Source organism: Pedobacter namyangjuensis (assembly GCF_003313325.1).
GTDB classification, from domain to species: Bacteria; Bacteroidota; Bacteroidia; order Sphingobacteriales; family Sphingobacteriaceae; genus Pedobacter; species Pedobacter namyangjuensis.
Genome location: NZ_QMHQ01000002.1, coordinates 705,314 through 722,574, shown reverse-complemented (window position 1 = coordinate 722,574; position 17,261 = coordinate 705,314). Strand labels below are relative to the sequence as shown.

The following is a 17,261-nucleotide window of genomic DNA, read 5'->3' as shown; positions in this document are numbered from 1 at the left end:
TTAAAAAACATTAGGAAATGTTTACGCAATTCAGAAACATAGATACCGCCTTCTCGCACATCAAGACCTTTAGCCTTTACCTGATCGCAGCATGAGTGCTGGTATCGGGCTTTGCGCTATGGAAGAGTTTTGAAATGGTGCGGGAGATGAGCGCAAAGGTTTACATTTTGGCCAATGGAAAGGCATTGGAGGCCTTGTCGGCCGAACGAAGGGACAACCTGGCCGTTGAGATCCGCGACCATGTGAAGATGTTCCACTACTGGTTCTTTACCCTGGATCCCGATGAGAAGGTCATCGCATCCAATATCGGAAAGGCGCTTTACCTGGCAGACGGTTCGGCAAAAAGGGCCTATGACAACCTCAGGGAACAGGGGTATTTTACCGGCCTGGTCTCGGCAAACGTGTCCCAGAGCATAACCGTGGATTCGGTGGTGCTGGACATGCGTCAGGAGCCTTTCGGTTTTACCTGTCATGCCTCCCAGCAGCTGGTGCGTTCCAGTTCAACGGTTTACAGGAAACTGGTCACCCGCGGGCAGCTGCGCAACGTCTCCCGCTCGGACAACAATCCGCACGGCTTTCTGATCCAGCGCTGGGAGACGGTACTGAACCAGGATATCTCAAAACCATAGCAGATGGCAACCAAAAGGTTTTCAGGTCCAAAGCCAAAGGCGGGCGCTTCCGACAGGCTGGCTGAAAGGATCGCAGGCGGGATTATAGCCCTGCAGCGGAGGGTGGCATCACGGCTGAACGGGCTTGCGTCAAGGATGGGAACGGCCAGCGTTAAAATCCTGCTTTCGGCCCTGCTGCTGGCTTTCGCAGGCTACTGCGGCTATCTGGTGCTAGGGGTGTTTATTTAGCCCCAACAATAAATTCTTAACGATCAAACCAAATCATATGGAAACAAAAATAACCGACAAAAGAAAAATCCTATTGTTTCTGCCGCTGCTGGTGCTGCCGTTTTTGGCCCTTGGGTTCTACGCAGGGGGCGGGGGAAGGGCCAAGGCCAGCGGAGCGCTAAAGGAAAAGGGGATCAGCACCGAACTGCCCCAGGCCAGTTTCAAGGTGGCCGAACCGGTGGACAAGATGGGCTTTTACGCCAAGGGCGAAAAGGATACTTCCCGGTCGAATGGGTTGTGGGCAATGGCCGAAAGCATCGGCCTTGGCAGCAGCGGTGCGGATGAAAAAACAATGGAGATCAATGCCAGACTACAAGCTTTGAACAGGGAGATCAATCTTCCGGCAAGCGATCCCAAGCTTTCGGGCGGCGTGGTCGAACACCCCGGGCATCAAAGGGCGGAACAGCCCGGAATTTCCAGGGACGTGGACCGGCTGGAAGCGCTGATGGATGCCATCAAGGCCGACAAGGGGAGCGATCCGGAAATGGAGCAGCTCAACCAGGTGCTGGAAAAGCTACTGGATGTGCAGCAGCCCATGCGGTCGCAGCAAAAGAACAGCTCGGCCCTAGAGGATGAAAGCACCGAAAGGAGTTTTCTTGCCCTACCGGCCGAGCTTGCTGAAGGGGGAAAGGTAGTGCATGGAGCTACCCTAAAGCTCAGGCTGCTGGACTCGGCCACCATAAAGGGCGTTCTTATTCCCAAGGGGCATTTTGTCTTCGGGCTTTGCAGGCTGGTGAACCAGCGCCTGCTGCTGGACATTAAAAATATCCGTTTGGGCGAAATGATCATTCCGGTGGAACTGACGATGTATGCCTTGGACGGTATGCCCGGAATTCCCGCTCCGGAAGCGGTGTTTAACCAGGCTGCGGGCTCCGGGGCGGTGGATGCCAGCAGCGGCATTTCGCTCTACGGAATGGACGGGATCGCCGGTCAGGTGGCCGGAGCTGGAATCGATGCCGCCAAAAAGCTGTTCTCCGGGAAAATGAAACTGGTCAGGGTAAAGCTCAAGGCCGGGCAAAAGGTACTGCTGCGCAACAACCGCCCCTGAACTTTTCTCTCCGGGCGAAGACGAAAACATTTGAGTGTTAACCGGGACAGACCGTCCCATAAAATCAAAAATCATGGATGCAAAAAATCTAGAGAAGCTGAAGGCGGAAATGGAAAGGTTGGGATTTTCCGACACGCTCACCGGGCGGATGGAGGAGAAGATGGCTGCCAACGAACCCAGGTTCATCTTGTACGACAAGCTGGAAAGCGACAAGGGAAGGGTGGAGCTGGCCCTTCACTTTAACCAGTCAAGGAGCTCGGAGTTTTATTACTTTAACAAGTTTGACGTGGTGATCGAGGTGCAGCCTCCGCTTATGGCGGGCGAAAAGTACTTTGTCGCTTCCCAGCGCCAGGGAAAGGAGCCGTCACTAAGGGAGTTTGAGATGGCTTGGCTTGCCGTAAAAGAGTTCAGGGCCAGTATGCCGGGCGCGGAGGATACCAGGCGTTCCGCCCAGCTCTACGCCGGCACGGAACTGGCTTCCTCAAAACAGCTGGCCAGCCATGTCGATGGGCAGATAATCGAGCTGGACAAGGGATTCTACAAGACTTTGATGACCCCCGCGCCCGGCCAGACGGTCTATCTGGAAAAAGGTACCGGATTTACCCTTTCCCAGACGCTGAACCTGCTTTCCGGCAGATCGGTCTATCGTGAGGATATGCTGAACATCCAGAAGAACGAGTATTCGGCATGGGTAAAGCTGGAACTTGATTCCAAGGATAAGGGAGGCAATTTTCCGATGAAGACATTTACCCATGGCTATGGCTATGACCTTTCGGCTGTACTTGACAGGTTTGAGTTCAAGGAGCTTGCCAATCCGCAGTGGAGGGCAGAACTGGAGGCCACCCTAAAAAACGGGGACAGGGGAGTGGTGAACGTGGATATCGATGGTAAGGCCACAAAGCTCCTTGTGGAGGCGGTCCCGGAATTCAAGCAGCTCAACCTGTATTCGCTGGAAGGAAAATCGATCAGGCGTGAGCAGCACCAGAAGGCCGAGCCGCTGGCAGAAGTGTCACTGGGAAAGGGGAAAGTAGCGAAAAAGGACAAGGACCAGGAACTTTCGGTCTAAGGGATAGTCCAAGGGCATTCGCCAATGCCGGTTCAGCAAAAAAAAATGCCCATCAATAATCAAATTGATGGGCTTTTTTGCTTTAGATACAGTTATTTCAGCGATTACGCTGCAAACTACGAAAGTTCTGAAAGACCTGCAAAGTGCTTGAATTCCTCCTGTTCGGCGTAATGCTTGAACTGCTGTATGTCGGCCCTGATCATTTTTTCAAACACCCCGGTGAACATCGAAGCGATTCCCCTGCCAACGCTTCCTGCCGGCGGAAAGTAATTGATCTCAACGTGGAGCTGGGTACCGATGGTGTTCAGCGTATCGGTGAATTCCACCTTGCCCGCATTTTCGATCATTGATCCTGCAGTGGATTGCCAGCCAAGGTACTTTCCGGACTCCTCGTGGGTAATTTCCGCGTTCCAGCTCAACGGGACTATTCCCCCGGGCGTATTTGCCGTCCAGTGCGAATCTTTCTCGCTGGTCTCGGTTACTTCCTTAAGGTGGTCCATGAACTTGGGAAGATTGGAAAGTTCGCGCCAGAATGCATAGACCGTTTCCCTGGGCGCATTAACGGTAATGGTTTCCGTTATGTTGATCGCCTGGGGATCGGTAGTATCTACGCCCAGTCTTTGGTAAAGCGGGCATACCCCGGTAGCGCCCCGGTAGATCAAAAGTCCTGCTGCGGCTGCGCCCTGCACGCCCAGCAAAGGATGCTTAACGATGTTGCGTAGTGACTTGTAGAGCAGGTAGCTGCCGGCAAGTACGGAAAGGGCGCGTTCGCCGTTGTCGATGTTTGGTGCGGCAGCTGGCATAAGTTCGCTGCCTTCGATTTTCTCGATCATGTTCTTTATTGGTAAGGTATCCATATTTTGCGTAGTTGGTGTGCTAGGTGAACATAATCAAAGCATGAATGTTTCAGCTATTTTCAAGCGGAACCAAAGGCCTCATCCTCAAAGGTACTGTGATCGCGTGGTGGAGTTGCAGCGAAGTAGGCTAAGGATTGATGCCGGGCAGCTTACCGGAAAACAAATGCCGGTCAGTGAAAGCTCTGGTCACCCCGAATGTGCACCGGAAGCAGGAAATAAAATGTGGAACCTTTTCCGAGGCTGCTATCTACGCAAAGATCGCTATCGTGGTAGCGAAGGATTTCCGAGGCCAGGTACAGTCGGATCCCCAAGCCTGAGATATGCCGGTGCTTTCCGTCTGCGCCATGTAGAAACGTTCAAATAGATGCTTCTGGTCAGCCTTGCTGATTCCAACACCCTGTTCCTTTACGTATACCCTAACCTGGTTTCCCTGCTGCTGGTAGCCGATAACGATTTTGGTTTTTTTAGTTGTCTATTTAATGGCATTGCCAATGAGATTTACCAGCACATGGGCAATTTTGGACCTGTCGGCATATAGGTAGATCTGGCCGTCATGCTGCAACTGCAGGTCGTGATGGCCTTTTAGGAGCTGGAAGTCCTGTATAAGCTCGTTTAATAATATATGTAGCTCGAAAACTTCCCTTCGCAGTTCAAGTTTTGCTTCCTCGAGCCTAGAGATGATCAAAAAGTCCTCGATCATGCGCTTCATGCCTTTTGCCTGTTTTCGGTTTTGGCCAGCGCCTGGGTAAAAAAGGCATCCCCAAACTTGGCAGACTTGGAAACCATCAGCTGAAGGTAGCCAAGGATGGAGGTAAGCGGGGTTTTGAGCTCGTGGCTCACCATCGATACAAAATCGTTCCTGCGCTGCTCTTCAAGCACCATTGCGGTAATGTCCCTGGTAAAGCACCTGGTATGCACAAACGTTTCCTCCTTTCGCAGCACGTTGGAACTGATCAGCACATGTTTGATGGTGCCATCCTTGCACTTTAGCCTTGCCCGGTAGTTGTGCAGGGTCTGGTTATCCTTCAGCCTGGCAAGGATGTCGTCAATGGTGGGCTGGTCGGCGTGGAAGTTGGCGATCGGCTGGCCGATGTATTCCTCCCGCTCAAAGCCCAGGGCGGTCAGCTCGGCCTGGTTGGCCCAGGTTATAATCCCTTCGGAATTTACCCAGTGCAGGGGAAGGGCAGCGTTTTCTATAAAGTCGCTGAGTTCTTCGTTGGCAAGGGTCATCTGCTGGAGCTGCGCTTTCAGCGTCGCGATCTCGTCCTGCTGGTCTGTAAGGGTATCGTTTTTCAAGGTTTTTTTAGCCAAGCTACGCTATTTGCTCCTCAAAAACAAGCAAAATCTCCATAAATAAGCCATTATCGTTACATTCTCTGGGCTTATCGTGCGTCGGCAAAGAGCGGTAAGGGGAGTTTTGCACAGGCCTGAGGGAAGATTTCGCGGAGGTTTATTTTGATCGGGTTTTTTGTGCACCTTGTCTTCGGGAGGTGGCAGTTTTTGGAACAGGTTTTCTGCCTTTCTTTTTTCGGGCGCTTTTTATCCTGTATTCCAGCAGGTAAAGCCTGGTCTGCCATTTTTCAATCGACGGATCTTCCTTTACAGGGGTGCCGTCTGCCTCCAGCAGTCCCAGAACGCCGGCAAGTTCCCTGCTGCTGTCCGCTTTTTCCCGGTTTTGTTCCAGCCAGCTCTGGTGCTCGGTCCTTATTGCCTTCTGGTAAGCGGAAATGGCGGTTTTGATCAGCTTTGCCTCCTGCAAAGGCGTTTTCGATTTTCTGTAAAGGATCATTTGCCTGTTCCAGGCTTTGGCATTGGCGGGATCAGCGCTGACCGCCTGCTGGTAGCGTTTGAGCGCTACTGGCAGATCGCCCGATTTTTCAAGCGAAAGCGCCTGCTGAAAGAGCCTGGAGGACCTCATGTGTTTTGTGCTGGCCATTTAGCTTTGAACAAAGTTCCGTGTCGATTGTTTGCTTTTGGTAAACAGGAATGGAACGCGCGAGACTGGAGGTGGTTTAAGTTGTTTAGAAAAGTATTGTCATGAGAAAAAGAATCTATTTGCTGGTCCTGCTTAGTGTGGGCATAGCGTCAATGGCCCGCTCCCAGCAGCAAGCCGATACCGGCAAACGTTACATCAAGGTGCCATCGGGCTATCTTATGGTGCTTCGCCAGGGGGACGATGTGTTCTCAGCGCTGGAAAAGCTTGCCCTTGCCGAGCAGATCCCGTCCGCGCAGCTCAGCGGGCTGGGGTTTCTGCATACCAGGTTTGGTTTTTTCGATGCGAAGAAAAAAGCCTTCAAGGAGAAGGAACTGAAGGATCTGGAAATGGGAAGCTTTACGGGAAGCATTGCCTGGCAGGATGGCAAGCCCTCGCTCCACATCCACGGCATTGGAGCGGACAGCAAGTTCACGGCGTACGGCGGTCATCTGCTGGGAGCGACGGTCAGTACCGGATCCCTCGAGATTCTGGTCACCGTCTTTCAAGGCAGGCTGCAACGTAAAAAAGAGGAGTCCATAGGTGCCAACGTCCTGCAATTGGAGCATAGGTAGAACCGTCCGCTAAAATGCACAAAGGCCCGCAGTTTGCAGGCCACTGTACTTTTTTTAAAGATCGTCCGGTGAAAGTATAGCTATGGTTTGCTATTGTTTGCCGAGGGTTGACATATCGATCACATAGCGGAACCTTACCTCCTCATCCTTAAGCTTGTCGAATGCGCTATTGATATCCTTGATGTCTATCATTTCGGTGTCCGGCAGGATCTGATGCTGTGCGCAGAAGTCCAGCACTTCCTGGGTTTCGGTAGTTCCGCCGATCAGCGATCCGCCAACAGTGGTGGAAAGCTTTGCCACTTCCATGTTATTGGTCGGTGACTTGTAGGGACCGAGCAGTCCTACGGTCACCAGTGCGCCCCTTCTGCGCAGCAGGGGGGTATAGTCGTTCAGCTCAAAGGCATAGGGAATGGTGGCCAGCAGAAAATCGTATTTTGCGCAGGCGCTTTCCATTTCCTGCTGGTTGGTGGAAACGATTACCTGGTCAGCGCCCAGTTCCAGTGCGGCCGAACGTTTTTCTTCGCTGGTGGTAATAGCCGTAACCGATGCGCCCATGGCCTTGGCGATTTTTATGCCCATGTGGCCTAGTCCTCCGATGCCGATTATCCCTACCTTGTGGCCGGCCTTTACACCGAATCTTTTCAGCGGGGAGTAAGTGGTTATGCCAGCGCAGAGAATAGGCGCTGCAGCTTTGATGTCAAGGTTTTCGGGTATGCGCATCACGAACTTTTCCTGTGCGACAATGTTGCTCGAGTAGCCTCCAAAGGTATTGTACCCCGGATCGGGTTTCCAGTAGCCATTATAGGTCATGGTCTGACCATGCGGACCTTCGCAGAACTGTTCTTCCCCTTCTGTGCATGGGGCGCAGGTCCTGCAGGAGTCAATCATGCAGCCTACGCCTACAATATCCCCGGCCTTGAACCTGATGACTGAAGGCCCGGTACTGATGACCTTCCCGATGATCTCGTGCCCAGGAACACATGGGTATATCGTATTTTTCCAGTCATTGTTGACCTGGTGGAGGTCCGAGTGGCAGACCCCGCAATAAAGTACCGCTATCAGCAGTTCGTCCGCTTTGGGCTGATCGCGTTCAAATTCCATTGGTTCCAAGGTTTTTCCTCCGATCAGCGAGCCCGATGCGCCGTAGCCTTTTGTTGTTATTTTTTCCATGGTTGATGTTTTTGTTTGCTAAGCTTAACAACAAGCATCATCAATGGTTTACCCGGCCGTACTCCCGCAGTGTTTAACGCAGGTGGCCAAGTTGTTTAGGCACTCACCGGCGGTTAATAGAAGGCGCTGTTGTTTTACGTGGTGATTTTTGTTCCGCCTCAAGACCATTTGCGGAGGGAGGTGTTTTCCATCCCTACAGATTACTTATTAATCCAATCGGTACTAGATGAGTAAGTTATGAAACTTAAATAATTAATATGGGCACCAAGTTGTGCACAGGTGTAAAATTTTATCAATTACTGTTAAAAATTTAGATACGAAAATCTTCGTATGTAAGTGTAACATCTTAGCTCTCCTTCGCTCTAATCGATATCTTTTTAAGACACCTATATGAGACTGAGAAAAAAATATTCCCAAAAAAATACCGCCTTAATTTTTTTACTGTTAATAATAACAACTTTTACAGCTCAGGCTCAAACCAAATTGGATTCCATCAGGTCTTTTATTAAATCAGAAATGATTATTAGAAAAATACCTGGGATTCAGGCAGTATTGATTAAGGATGGAAAAATTATATTTTCCGAAGCTTACGGCTTGGCCAATATTGAACACAAGGTTGGTGTAGATAAGCAAACGTTGTTTTCCATTAACTCGGCCACCAAATCGTTTACGGGCGTAGCTGTCATGCAGCTGGTAGAGGATGGCAAACTAGATATTACGAAGCCTGTAGGGGACTATTTGGATAGTTTGCCTCTAGGATGGAGGAATATCAAGGTTAAAAGTCTGCTTAACCACACCTCGGGTATTCCCAATTTTATAGATACCAGGCGTGGGGGTTTTGTAATGGGACTCAAATTTGAGGAGGCTTGGCAGAAAACAAAGGAGATGCCAATGGAATTTAAGGAAGGCGGGCAAACTTCCTATAATCAAACTAATTACGTACTTCTTGGTCAAATCATAGAAAAAATTAGCAGACTTCCTTTTGAAGAGTTTGTTAAACAGCGACAATTCAAACCCAGTGGAATGTTGCATGCCTCTTTCGGAGATTCGAGAGATATTATTATCAACAAGGCCCCAACCTATACCATCTCTAAAACCAATAGTCGCAATTTTGTCAAAGGGCAGACCTTGGAGCGTACTTGGGAAGAGTTTCCTGAAATACGAGCAACCTCGGGCATTAATTGTTCGGCCGATGAGCTGGCGAAATGGCTAGTGGCACTGCAAACTGGAAAGCTGCTAAATTCTAACAAGTCAATTGATGAGATGTGGACTCCTGAAAAACTTAACGATGGCACAGTAGGTGCGTGGGCTTTGGGCTGGGTTGCAAAGAGAAATATAACCCCAAAGGCCATTGCAGGAATAGGAGGTTCACGATCTTGGTTCTATATTTACCCAGAGAAAGGGCTTTCTGTAATCGTACTTACCAATATGAAATCTATCGGTCCGGAAAACTTAGCATCTGAGATTGCAGGATTTTTCTACCCCGTGTTAAAGGCATCGAACGGTGGAAATTTGCCCGAATCGATAATTCCACTTTATCAGTTATCTAAGCCTAAAGATTTTGCAAACGTAAGTGAAGTATTTGACGCCATTCTATCTAAAAATCCAAACTACAAAATTGCTGAGCGAGATTTGGTCAATTGGGCTTATACAGCTTTGCTGATAGACAGGCGTCCTATTGAGGCAATTCCCTTGTTCAAATTTTTGTTGAGGCTATATCCCGATAGCGAAGATGGTAAATCTGGCCTTCAAGCAGCGATCAAATCGAGTTCAGCTAATCAATAATTCTTATTAATAGCCAATTTCCATTAAAAAACGCTAGATATGGATTTGATGGCGAGATGTTTTAGAAAGTCAATTTAAATGGTCATAGACGAGGATATGTTGGCAAGGTTTTCTTTTTGCTCCCATATTTTCTAAAACAAGTGACGACCTTGTCTAATAACTGGTTTAAAAATTTTAGAATTGAACCGAAAAGATATTTTGCTATCCTATTTATATACCGAAGTTGGCAAAATGATAGTGATGCGTGCAAAGCGAGCAACTGCGATGATGCTAACTGGCTGACTTAATCGTTCATGAAAATTTCCTCGATCGAATTGATTTTCATCTATTTACGCCCTTCGATTTTTTTCAAAATAGTTACGCCATTTATATACTCCTAAGCACAGCAACCAAAACAGATACAGTAACCGAGTGGGGTTTGGATGGTGTACAACTAATCCGCCAGCTTTCTGATAAACCGCTGGTAGCCATAGGAAGTATAAAAAAATAAAACGTCCGGTCGATCATTGGTGCTGGAGCGGACTGTATAGGCGTTATTTCTGCAATCTGCCAGGCGGATAATCCTCAAAAGGCAGCTTATGAGCTAAAAAATGAAATTTTAAAATGAAAACATATCATTGTCCATCGGTCCTAACCATAGCCGGTTTCGACGGAAGTGGGGGGCATTCAGGCAGATATTAATACGATCTCTGATTTGGGCTGCTATGCTACATCGGTATTAACTGCATTGCCAGTACAGAATACCCAGAGTGTTAGAAAAATTTATGCTCTTGATGTATCGGCCTTAGTGGAACAAATAGAAGCAATAATGGAAGATGTAGTTCCTGATGCGATCAAGATTGGAATGGTACATACCCCAGAACTTGTAAGTGCCATAGTTCAGACATTATCCAAATATGAAAGGCGGACTATCGTTTTTGATCCGGTAATGGTTGCCACCAGTGAGCATCGTGTAATTGAAGAAGATACGATCTCTTCCTGTACAACTTAAACCTCAGGCTGTAACGCTTGTGAAGCTTGATTGGTAAGGCGACAAAAACTTTTCATAGTCTTGCGGGTTTGGGCCGATTTGCTGTAACCCTAAAAGGGGTAAAAGATTTTGGAGTCTTTTGCCTTTTTATTATCCTGTAATTAATGGCCTATTAGGTACAGATCAGGAACTTTTCGCTTAGCTTAGGGATATTTCCTTTTCTGGCGCAAAGAATCGTAGCTACTAGACCGCCTGTGGCAACTGCAGGATATGGTTATCGATAATCATTGCTGTTTCAGGGGACAAATTGGCCTTTCGGTGTTCAAGGCTATGCTGCCCGGAGTTGAACTTTTCGATATAGGTTCCAGAAGTAGAGCTGTATTTCAGGAAGCCCTGATCAAAATAGCATTCCCTGATCTCATGCGAGGAATCGATTGAACGCAATGCCAATGGACAAAGCTCATTAGTTGCTTTGTTGATGCTGAACCACCTGTTGGCATATGTACCGGTGCTTCCGCCAACCGAAATAAACTTCAGTTCTATGATGGACAGCAGCTCGCTGTCCAAGAATAAAATACATTCGTAGGATGGCATAACGTTTTGTTTTGGTTTTGCTAATTTAACAAGGCGAAGTGAATTTTGTTCGCGAAATTATCAACATTGGGCGGTGGAATTCATATTTGGGGGAAGTCATCGTAGACCGGGACGCGGTAGGACTGAGCCGGATTATAATTCTGCATGCCTTTCCCGGGACGATTCGCTTAAGAATAACAGTTTGGAGGCCGTTTGGCATCGAATGGGGCGGATACCCAAGCGTGGGAACGGTAGAATTACAATACCACTGCCCGGTTCGGATCGAACTGTTACCTTTGCAGGTTTTCGATCCGGTGAGGAGAACAAGGTGTACCGACAGTATCGCTATATCTTTTTCGGCTCAGCCTCTTGTACCTTTCCAGTCCTTTTTCATTTGGGCATAAACAGGATCCGCCTCCGCTTTTTTATAGCTTTCGTAGAATATTTTCGCTGCTTGGGCCTTTTGCTCCGAACCTGTGCCGCGTTGCAGGAGATCGTAATTATTTTCCTTATCATATTTCCGGCCTCCTTTATAATTGGCATATCTTCTGGCCCTGGTATAACCCATCTGCAGGTATTTTCTTGCAATGTCAGCGCCGACGAAATCACCCTCACCTAAATACCGGAGAAACATTGCCATTATGGTCTGGCTGCTCTTGCTGGCAATTTCAGGTGTGCGGAACCGCCAATGCTGGCCTATTTCGCTTTTATATGGTTCGCAGATCAGCACGCCTTGTTCGCCCTTGCCGACCTGGTATCGTTCCGGGTGTTTTCTGTAGTCGATGTCAGCTTTCCATGGGTAATTGGAGGCATCGAAATCAAGGTAGGAGGGTTTTGTCGAATTTGGCATATCCTGTCAACAAATCAACCCGGAAGTATGTTTCTGAAAATAAGGTTGCCAGCCTCAGCGGCCTAAAAAACATCGGCGTGGCGTTCAGGTTTTTTAAACGCACCTGTGCTAAACTTTATCTCCCGCGCTTTGTTGTCCTTCTGTATGGAAAAACTTGGCCTGTCGGTAAATACCCTGTTGCTTTTTGTGCTCGCATTTGCCGGCCTTTATTTCGCATCACCTTTTTTGATACCGGTTGCCCTGGCTGCCGTGCTTTCCATGGTCTTTATCAGGCTGAGCAATTTTTTTGAGCGCAAGGGGATATCAAGACCCTATGCCTCGCTGCTTTGCATTCTTGTGTTTGTGCTGGCCATGGGGCTTATCGTGCTGCTGCTTACCATACAGCTCGGTAGCCTTGCCGAAAATCTGGAAAGCATGGAGCAGCGCATGGTAGGGATGCTGGAATCGCTGAAAGCCTGGATCAACCAGACCATTGGGATCGAAAAGGATACCCAGCAGCAGGCAATAGAGCAGGGTACCAAGGGTAAGTCGGGAACCATGATCCTGTCTTTCGCCGCGGGACTGGTAGGGATTCTGGTAAACACGGTACTGGTACTGGTTTATATGTTCCTGTTTCTTTCCATGAGGGGGCATATCAAGAAGTTTATCCTTAAGCTGGTATCCAAAAAGGAGGGACCGGATATGGCAATGCTGGTCCACGATGCAGGAAAGGTGTCGCAGAAGTACCTCAGCGGGATGGCCGCAATGATCGGGATACTATGGCTGATGTACGGTATCGGTTTTAGCATCGTAGGGGTCAAGAGTGCGATTTTCTTTGCCGTGCTTTGCGGCCTGCTGGAAATTGTCCCGTTTGTCGGGAACCTGACCGGGACGAGCCTTACCGTGCTTGCCGTTGTCGCCCAGGGAGGCGACAGCAAAATGATTGTCGGTGTGCTGGTCACTTATTTTCTGGTCCAGTTTATCCAAACCTACGTACTCGAGCCGATAGTTGTCGGTGAGCAGGTGAACATCAATCCGCTGTTCACCATAATGGCAATCGTGCTTGGCGAACTGGTATGGGGGATCGCTGGGATGATACTGGCCGTTCCGCTTTTGGGCATGGCAAAGATCATCTGCGACAGCTATCCCCATCTGCAGCCCTATGGCTTCTTGATAGGGCCGGAAAACCCTAAAAAACCAAAGACGTCATTGCTGGATTACATCAAGGCGAGGTTCTCCCGGACAAGCAAAAGGGGGTAACCAGTAGCAGCTTAGTTCAGGTAGCGGTCGAACCAAGCGTTAAATTCCTTTTCGTCCTTATTCATATCCTTCCATCCATGCCCTGCGCCTGATTTTACAACCAGCCTGACTGGAACCTGTAGGTTTTGGAGTTTGCTGGCCAGTGCCTGTGATTGTTGGATGGGTACCAGCTGATCCTTATCTCCATGGATCAGCAAGGCAGGCGGGGCGTGCTTTTCGGCCACCTGCCCAGGGGACATCAATGAGTCTATTCTTCTGAGCTGGCCACGTTCGTTGATCGGCAGATAGGTACGCGTAACGCTGTCCCAATAACGATAGCTGAAAGCGCCGAGTACGCCGATTTCGACAAGGGCGGGCCTGTCCGCGGGAAGATGGTAGCCGGCACTGCCAAAGTTCAACAGGTCGGTGGGAGGACAGAAGACCGCTACGGCCTGCAGTTTAGCGGAAACCTTCGCAATTGGATCTTTGCTGGCCGGGTCGGCTATGTCCTTGCTCATCGCAGCGAGCAGCGCCAGGTGTCCACCAGATGATGTACCGGTTATGCCAAGGTGCGCGGGATCGATGCGGTACCTTGCTGCATTGTGGCGGACAAACTGTACGGCGCGTTGCACATCTTCAAGCATATCAGGGAGTGCAAAACGAGGGGCAGACCGGTGCATTACAAGAAATACCGTATAGCCGTGATTGACCAGCGGCAGGGCGCGGTCCCGGTATAGTCCAAACAAGTTATGATCGGAAACAAAATTTCCGCTGAGCAGACTGATGATGCCTTTTCCATTTGCTTTTTTTGGCTTCAGTACAGTAAGGGTTAGCGAAGTGCCGTCGCGGCGATCGTAGGTTATTTCTGTTTGGCTAAAGGTGGTGTCGGTTTGCCCGAATTGGCCGGCATTGGTCAGCGCTAGTAACACCGACAGGATAATAGTTTTCATAGGCAGCATATCGTTGATCTAAAATATGCAAAAAATCCCATTAAAATACTTTTGTACTATGTGACTGCTGGGCAAAATCCAAGTTCCGGAATACTAAAATGATAGTTTCATGCCGACGGTATGGGCAAGATAGGTTTTTTGCCGGTAAGCCAAACGGACCGACCATTCCTCGTATGTTGCAAGTAGCGCAAGCGAGGCGTTGTTGCGGTCGGTTGGTTTGGGGGGGGGAAGGAGATTGACCTGCGTGCTGCGTATCGGGAACATTACGCCTGTGGGTGGTCGGTGTTGATCTGCAGATTAATTTAAATATGTTTTGGCATTGTCGGCAAGACCGTCGATTTTCTTTTTATTTTGTTTTGGGAGATATTGGTGGGGCACATTGGTTTTCATCCCGTAGGCAGGCTTTTTAGGTTTAGGTCTTAGAGTTCTGCCTGCTTTGGATTCATGACAACCATGATTTTCCCGTCGTCCAGTTCTCGCCAGCCATGGTCATAGATGAAATGGTAGGTGCCGGAACTTGTGGTGAGAATGCTCGTGTAGTATTTGAAGCTGAAGTTTTTGTCGACAAGGTAAAACCTGCCAACCGAAGTAGGTCCGCTGTGCCTGATCACTTCGGTTTTTAGTATCTTGTAGTTCCTTTTGAGGATGGTGTTGATCTGTGCGACGAACAGCGGCTCGTACCAGGTCTCACTTCGCACCCGTTTTCTGTTCCCTGCATTCCGGCAGGTATCGTTGCAATATTTCTTGTCCCGCCTGCCGTGCAGTTCCTTGCCGCATTGTAGGCATTCGAACGGAAGATAGTGTGGGTTGAATGCGTTCATGTCTGTATATCAGTTTTTTATCCATTTTAAAAACGTTTTAAACGTTTAAATCGTTTTTGTCCCGAGTAATTTTTTTATTCCTTTCGACCTTTGCTGTTCACCAAATTACAATCGTTATGGAAACTACAATGATGTACAGCGAGGCCTTTCCTTCAAATCCGATGAGGCATTATTTCTTTGATCTGAAACAGGGTATGAAAGGCCATAATTTTCTTCAGATTAGCTGCAGCGAAAGGCAGAGGGACGGATCCTTTCTACGAAACCGGATCATAATTTTTCTAAGGGACCTGCCTATGGCAATAGAGGCGCTAACCTCGGTCTGCCATCACGCCGCCTACCTTAAATTAGATCAGCCTGAGCAAACTGCAGTGCAAGCACAAGAATCCCAGCAACGGAGATTATCCGCCGCCTTAGCTTCAGACGCGAGCATGGCTGCGATCGATCGTCTAAAGAAAAACGGCGCATCCTCTCTGGCCGACGAAGAACTGGTCTCCTTGCTTTTCAGCGCAGGACTTAGCAGCGGGCAGTCGGTAGAACTGGCGAAAAAACTGCTCAAGGAATGCGGAGGTGTAATTGGGCTTTCCAAGGCGCCCGCAACGCAGTTAAAAAGCCTGCCGGATATCGGGGATGTTCGTTCCAGTGCGATTTTAGCGGTCGCAGAAATTGCAAGGCGCATAAACGCATGCTAAGCGCATAGCGTTCAAATAATTTCCCGTTGGCGATCAGGCCTAGGCATTGGTCCATTCTATCTGGGCAGGATAACTTTTACAAGTATAGGTTAGCACCTGGATTTCCGATCGAGGGGACAAAAAGAAATGCAAGTCTCGTGAGTTCGGACTGGTACCGCACGCATAATGTCCGGCGGGGCCGGCCACCCTTCGGGACTTATAGTGCCGGCCTGCATCCTGAACTCACGGCAACAGACTGCTGTTCTTTTTGTCCCCTTCCTCCGGAAAAATATATGGGGGATTGGCTGAAAGGGCAGCAGTTGTTCAATTTTTTATTTAAAAGCCAGTTAAGATGGAAATTATCACAGGAAGACTGACCGCGGACGCGGAAGTCAGGGAGGTATCCCAGGATGCCAGAGTAGTAGGGTTTACCCTAGCTGTAAACCACAGTTATTTGATCGGGGAAAAACGAAAGGAGGTGGCCAGGTTTTTTGAATGCAGTTATTGGAGGGGGGCTGGCATTGCCGATTTTCTGAAAAAAGGGGACATCGTGCAGGTGTTCGGTCATGTGGGCTGCAGGGCGTACGTTACCAAGGATGCGGAAGCGGCGGCGGCGATGACCTTTCGCGTTTCGGAGATAAAGCTTTTCAGTTCCGGCGCAAAGCGCAACAATTCCGTAGAATCCGAAGAGCAAGCCGGCGACCTACCATTTTAAGCAACCCAATTATTTAAGCATCAAATATTATTGTTATGGCACATAACTTGAATTTCAACAGCGATACGCAAAAGCACGCTTTTTTTTCCGTTAAGGAAAAAGCTTGGCACGGACTGGGAACCAGCGTAGATACTTACCCGACTTCGGCCGAGGCGCTGAAGTTTGCAGGACTGGATTATACGGTTGTAAAACGTCCGCTCTTTACGCTGGACAACCTTAACAACGAATTTAGACAGGGAGAGGTCCTTCCGGCAGAGGCAGGCGTGGAAGTTCCCAATTTCTTTGCCACCATGCGGACAGACTCCGAGCAGGTACTCGGGGTAGTAGGCAGGGACTACAGCGTGGTGCAGAACGTCGACGCCTTTTCGTTTTTCGATAGCATCGTAGGCGGAGGGGAGGGCATCAAGTACGAGACGGCCGGCGCACTGGGAAAAGGCGAACGTATTTTTATTACCGCAAAACTGCCTTCCTATATCCGCGTGGGAAACGATGACCTGATAGAGCAGTATCTTTTTTTGACCACATCGCATGACGGAGGCGGAAGCATTACCGCTGCCTTTACGCCCGTCAGGATTGTCTGCAACAATACCTTGAATGCTGCAATGCGCAACCACAAAAATGCCATAAGAGTCCGCCACAGTTCGGGGGCCGGGGAAAGGCTTAAGCAGGCGCATTTGCTAATGGGCATCTCCAGCAGATCTTCCACCCAACTGCAGGAAGTTTTTAACCATTGGGCAAAGGTGCGTATTTCGGACGCCCAAGTTAAAAAACTGGTACAGCTGGCCATGGCGCCCAATAAAGAAGTTCTGCAGCAACTGCAAAACGGTACCGACGATGTGCATTCGAGCATTTACCGCAATATCGTAAACGATGTTTACGCCTACGCAATGGGCGATCAGAGCCAGCAGATGGAAACTACTGCGGGAACTGTCTTTGGCGCCTACAATGCAGTGACGGGCTATTTTCAGAACGTGCGAAGGTACAAGGACGGGGAAGCAAAATTCAAGTCGATAATAGAAGGTACCGCCAGACAAAGGGCACAGGTTGCATTTGACCTTTGCGGCGATTTTGCGCATACAGGAATGCTAAATGTCAACTAAGCAGAACAGGGCGGGAAACCGCCCTGT

Annotated in this window: 18 protein-coding genes; 10 read left to right on the top strand and 8 right to left on the bottom strand. The window is 49.1% G+C overall.

Annotated features, from left to right (window positions below):
- The first annotated feature begins 95 nt into the window (after positions 1 to 95).
- The 3 genes from traK (at position 96) to DUT69_RS10255 (ending at position 3,010) form a co-directional block, all read left to right on the top strand.
- Complete coding sequence (traK, locus tag DUT69_RS10270; RefSeq protein ID WP_317047212.1) at positions 96 to 629, top strand: conjugative transposon protein TraK; 534 nt, start codon at positions 96 to 98, stop codon at positions 627 to 629.
- Between the two features lie 265 nt (positions 630 to 894).
- Positions 895 to 1,944 (top strand): conjugative transposon protein TraM, encoded by a 1,050-nt coding sequence (gene traM / locus DUT69_RS10260; RefSeq protein ID WP_113653132.1) that lies wholly within the window; start codon positions 895 to 897, stop codon positions 1,942 to 1,944.
- Between the two features lie 73 nt (positions 1,945 to 2,017).
- Positions 2,018 to 3,010, top strand: coding sequence for a hypothetical protein (locus DUT69_RS10255; protein ID WP_113653131.1), 993 nt, complete (start codon positions 2,018 to 2,020; stop codon positions 3,008 to 3,010).
- A 116-nt stretch (positions 3,011 to 3,126) separates the two neighbouring features.
- Here DUT69_RS10255 and DUT69_RS10250 read toward each other — a convergent pair whose 3' ends face one another.
- The 3 genes from DUT69_RS10250 to DUT69_RS10230 all read right to left on the bottom strand — a co-directional run bounded on the left by DUT69_RS10250 (position 3,127) and on the right by DUT69_RS10230 (position 5,803).
- Entirely contained in the window at positions 3,127 to 3,867 is a 741-nt protein-coding gene (locus tag DUT69_RS10250; protein ID WP_113653130.1) for an SRPBCC family protein, read from the bottom strand.
- A gap of 705 nt (positions 3,868 to 4,572) precedes the next feature.
- On the bottom strand, positions 4,573 to 5,178 hold the full coding sequence (locus DUT69_RS10235) for a PAS domain S-box protein (protein ID WP_113653127.1): 606 nt from the start codon (positions 5,176 to 5,178) through the stop codon (positions 4,573 to 4,575).
- 139 nt (positions 5,179 to 5,317) lie between these two features.
- A complete protein-coding gene (locus tag DUT69_RS10230) occupies positions 5,318 to 5,803 on the bottom strand; it encodes a hypothetical protein (protein ID WP_113653126.1) in 486 nt (161 codons plus the stop codon).
- A gap of 101 nt (positions 5,804 to 5,904) precedes the next feature.
- Between DUT69_RS10230 and DUT69_RS10225 the strand changes: the two genes are divergently transcribed.
- Positions 5,905 to 6,414 (top strand): PPC domain-containing DNA-binding protein, encoded by a 510-nt coding sequence (locus DUT69_RS10225; RefSeq protein WP_113653125.1) that lies wholly within the window; start codon positions 5,905 to 5,907, stop codon positions 6,412 to 6,414.
- Positions 6,415 to 6,504: 90 nt separating this feature from the next.
- Here DUT69_RS10225 and DUT69_RS10220 read toward each other — a convergent pair whose 3' ends face one another.
- Complete coding sequence (locus tag DUT69_RS10220) at positions 6,505 to 7,584, bottom strand: NAD(P)-dependent alcohol dehydrogenase (protein ID WP_113653124.1); 1,080 nt, start codon at positions 7,582 to 7,584, stop codon at positions 6,505 to 6,507.
- Between the two features lie 390 nt (positions 7,585 to 7,974).
- Between DUT69_RS10220 and DUT69_RS10215 the strand changes: the two genes are divergently transcribed.
- Positions 7,975 to 9,369, top strand: coding sequence for a serine hydrolase domain-containing protein (locus tag DUT69_RS10215; RefSeq protein WP_113653123.1), 1,395 nt, complete (start codon positions 7,975 to 7,977; stop codon positions 9,367 to 9,369).
- Positions 9,370 to 10,024: 655 nt separating this feature from the next.
- A complete protein-coding gene (thiD, locus tag DUT69_RS10210) occupies positions 10,025 to 10,360 on the top strand; it encodes a bifunctional hydroxymethylpyrimidine kinase/phosphomethylpyrimidine kinase (protein ID WP_240186695.1) in 336 nt (111 codons plus the stop codon).
- A gap of 222 nt (positions 10,361 to 10,582) precedes the next feature.
- Here thiD and DUT69_RS10205 read toward each other — a convergent pair whose 3' ends face one another.
- A complete protein-coding gene (locus tag DUT69_RS10205) occupies positions 10,583 to 10,933 on the bottom strand; it encodes a hypothetical protein (RefSeq protein ID WP_113653122.1) in 351 nt (116 codons plus the stop codon).
- Positions 10,934 to 11,273: 340 nt separating this feature from the next.
- Positions 11,274 to 11,762 (bottom strand): DUF4385 domain-containing protein, encoded by a 489-nt coding sequence (locus tag DUT69_RS10200; protein ID WP_113653121.1) that lies wholly within the window; start codon positions 11,760 to 11,762, stop codon positions 11,274 to 11,276.
- Between the two features lie 144 nt (positions 11,763 to 11,906).
- On the opposite strand from DUT69_RS10200, the gene DUT69_RS10195 reads away from it, so the two are divergent.
- On the top strand, positions 11,907 to 13,001 hold the full coding sequence (locus DUT69_RS10195; RefSeq protein WP_113653120.1) for an AI-2E family transporter: 1,095 nt from the start codon (positions 11,907 to 11,909) through the stop codon (positions 12,999 to 13,001).
- 11 nt (positions 13,002 to 13,012) lie between these two features.
- On the opposite strand, the gene DUT69_RS10190 is transcribed toward DUT69_RS10195, so the two are convergent.
- Together DUT69_RS10190 and DUT69_RS19215 are read right to left on the bottom strand one after the other, a co-directional pair.
- Positions 13,013 to 13,930: an alpha/beta hydrolase gene (locus DUT69_RS10190; RefSeq protein ID WP_162796250.1), complete on the bottom strand. Its 918-nt coding sequence runs from the start codon at positions 13,928 to 13,930 to the stop codon at positions 13,013 to 13,015.
- 419 nt (positions 13,931 to 14,349) lie between these two features.
- Complete coding sequence (locus DUT69_RS19215) at positions 14,350 to 14,751, bottom strand: hypothetical protein (RefSeq protein WP_162796249.1); 402 nt, start codon at positions 14,749 to 14,751, stop codon at positions 14,350 to 14,352.
- A 116-nt stretch (positions 14,752 to 14,867) separates the two neighbouring features.
- Here DUT69_RS19215 and DUT69_RS10185 point away from each other — a divergent pair, with 116 nt between their 5' ends.
- From DUT69_RS10185 to DUT69_RS10175, 3 genes are all read left to right on the top strand, one after another.
- Positions 14,868 to 15,440, top strand: a complete 573-nt coding sequence (locus DUT69_RS10185; RefSeq protein WP_113653118.1) for a UPF0758 domain-containing protein — start codon at positions 14,868 to 14,870, stop codon at positions 15,438 to 15,440.
- Positions 15,441 to 15,771: 331 nt separating this feature from the next.
- Complete coding sequence (locus tag DUT69_RS10180) at positions 15,772 to 16,134, top strand: single-stranded DNA-binding protein (protein WP_113653117.1); 363 nt, start codon at positions 15,772 to 15,774, stop codon at positions 16,132 to 16,134.
- Between the two features lie 35 nt (positions 16,135 to 16,169).
- Complete coding sequence (locus DUT69_RS10175; RefSeq protein WP_113653116.1) at positions 16,170 to 17,234, top strand: DUF932 domain-containing protein; 1,065 nt, start codon at positions 16,170 to 16,172, stop codon at positions 17,232 to 17,234.
- Positions 17,235 to 17,261: the final 27 nt, after the last annotated feature.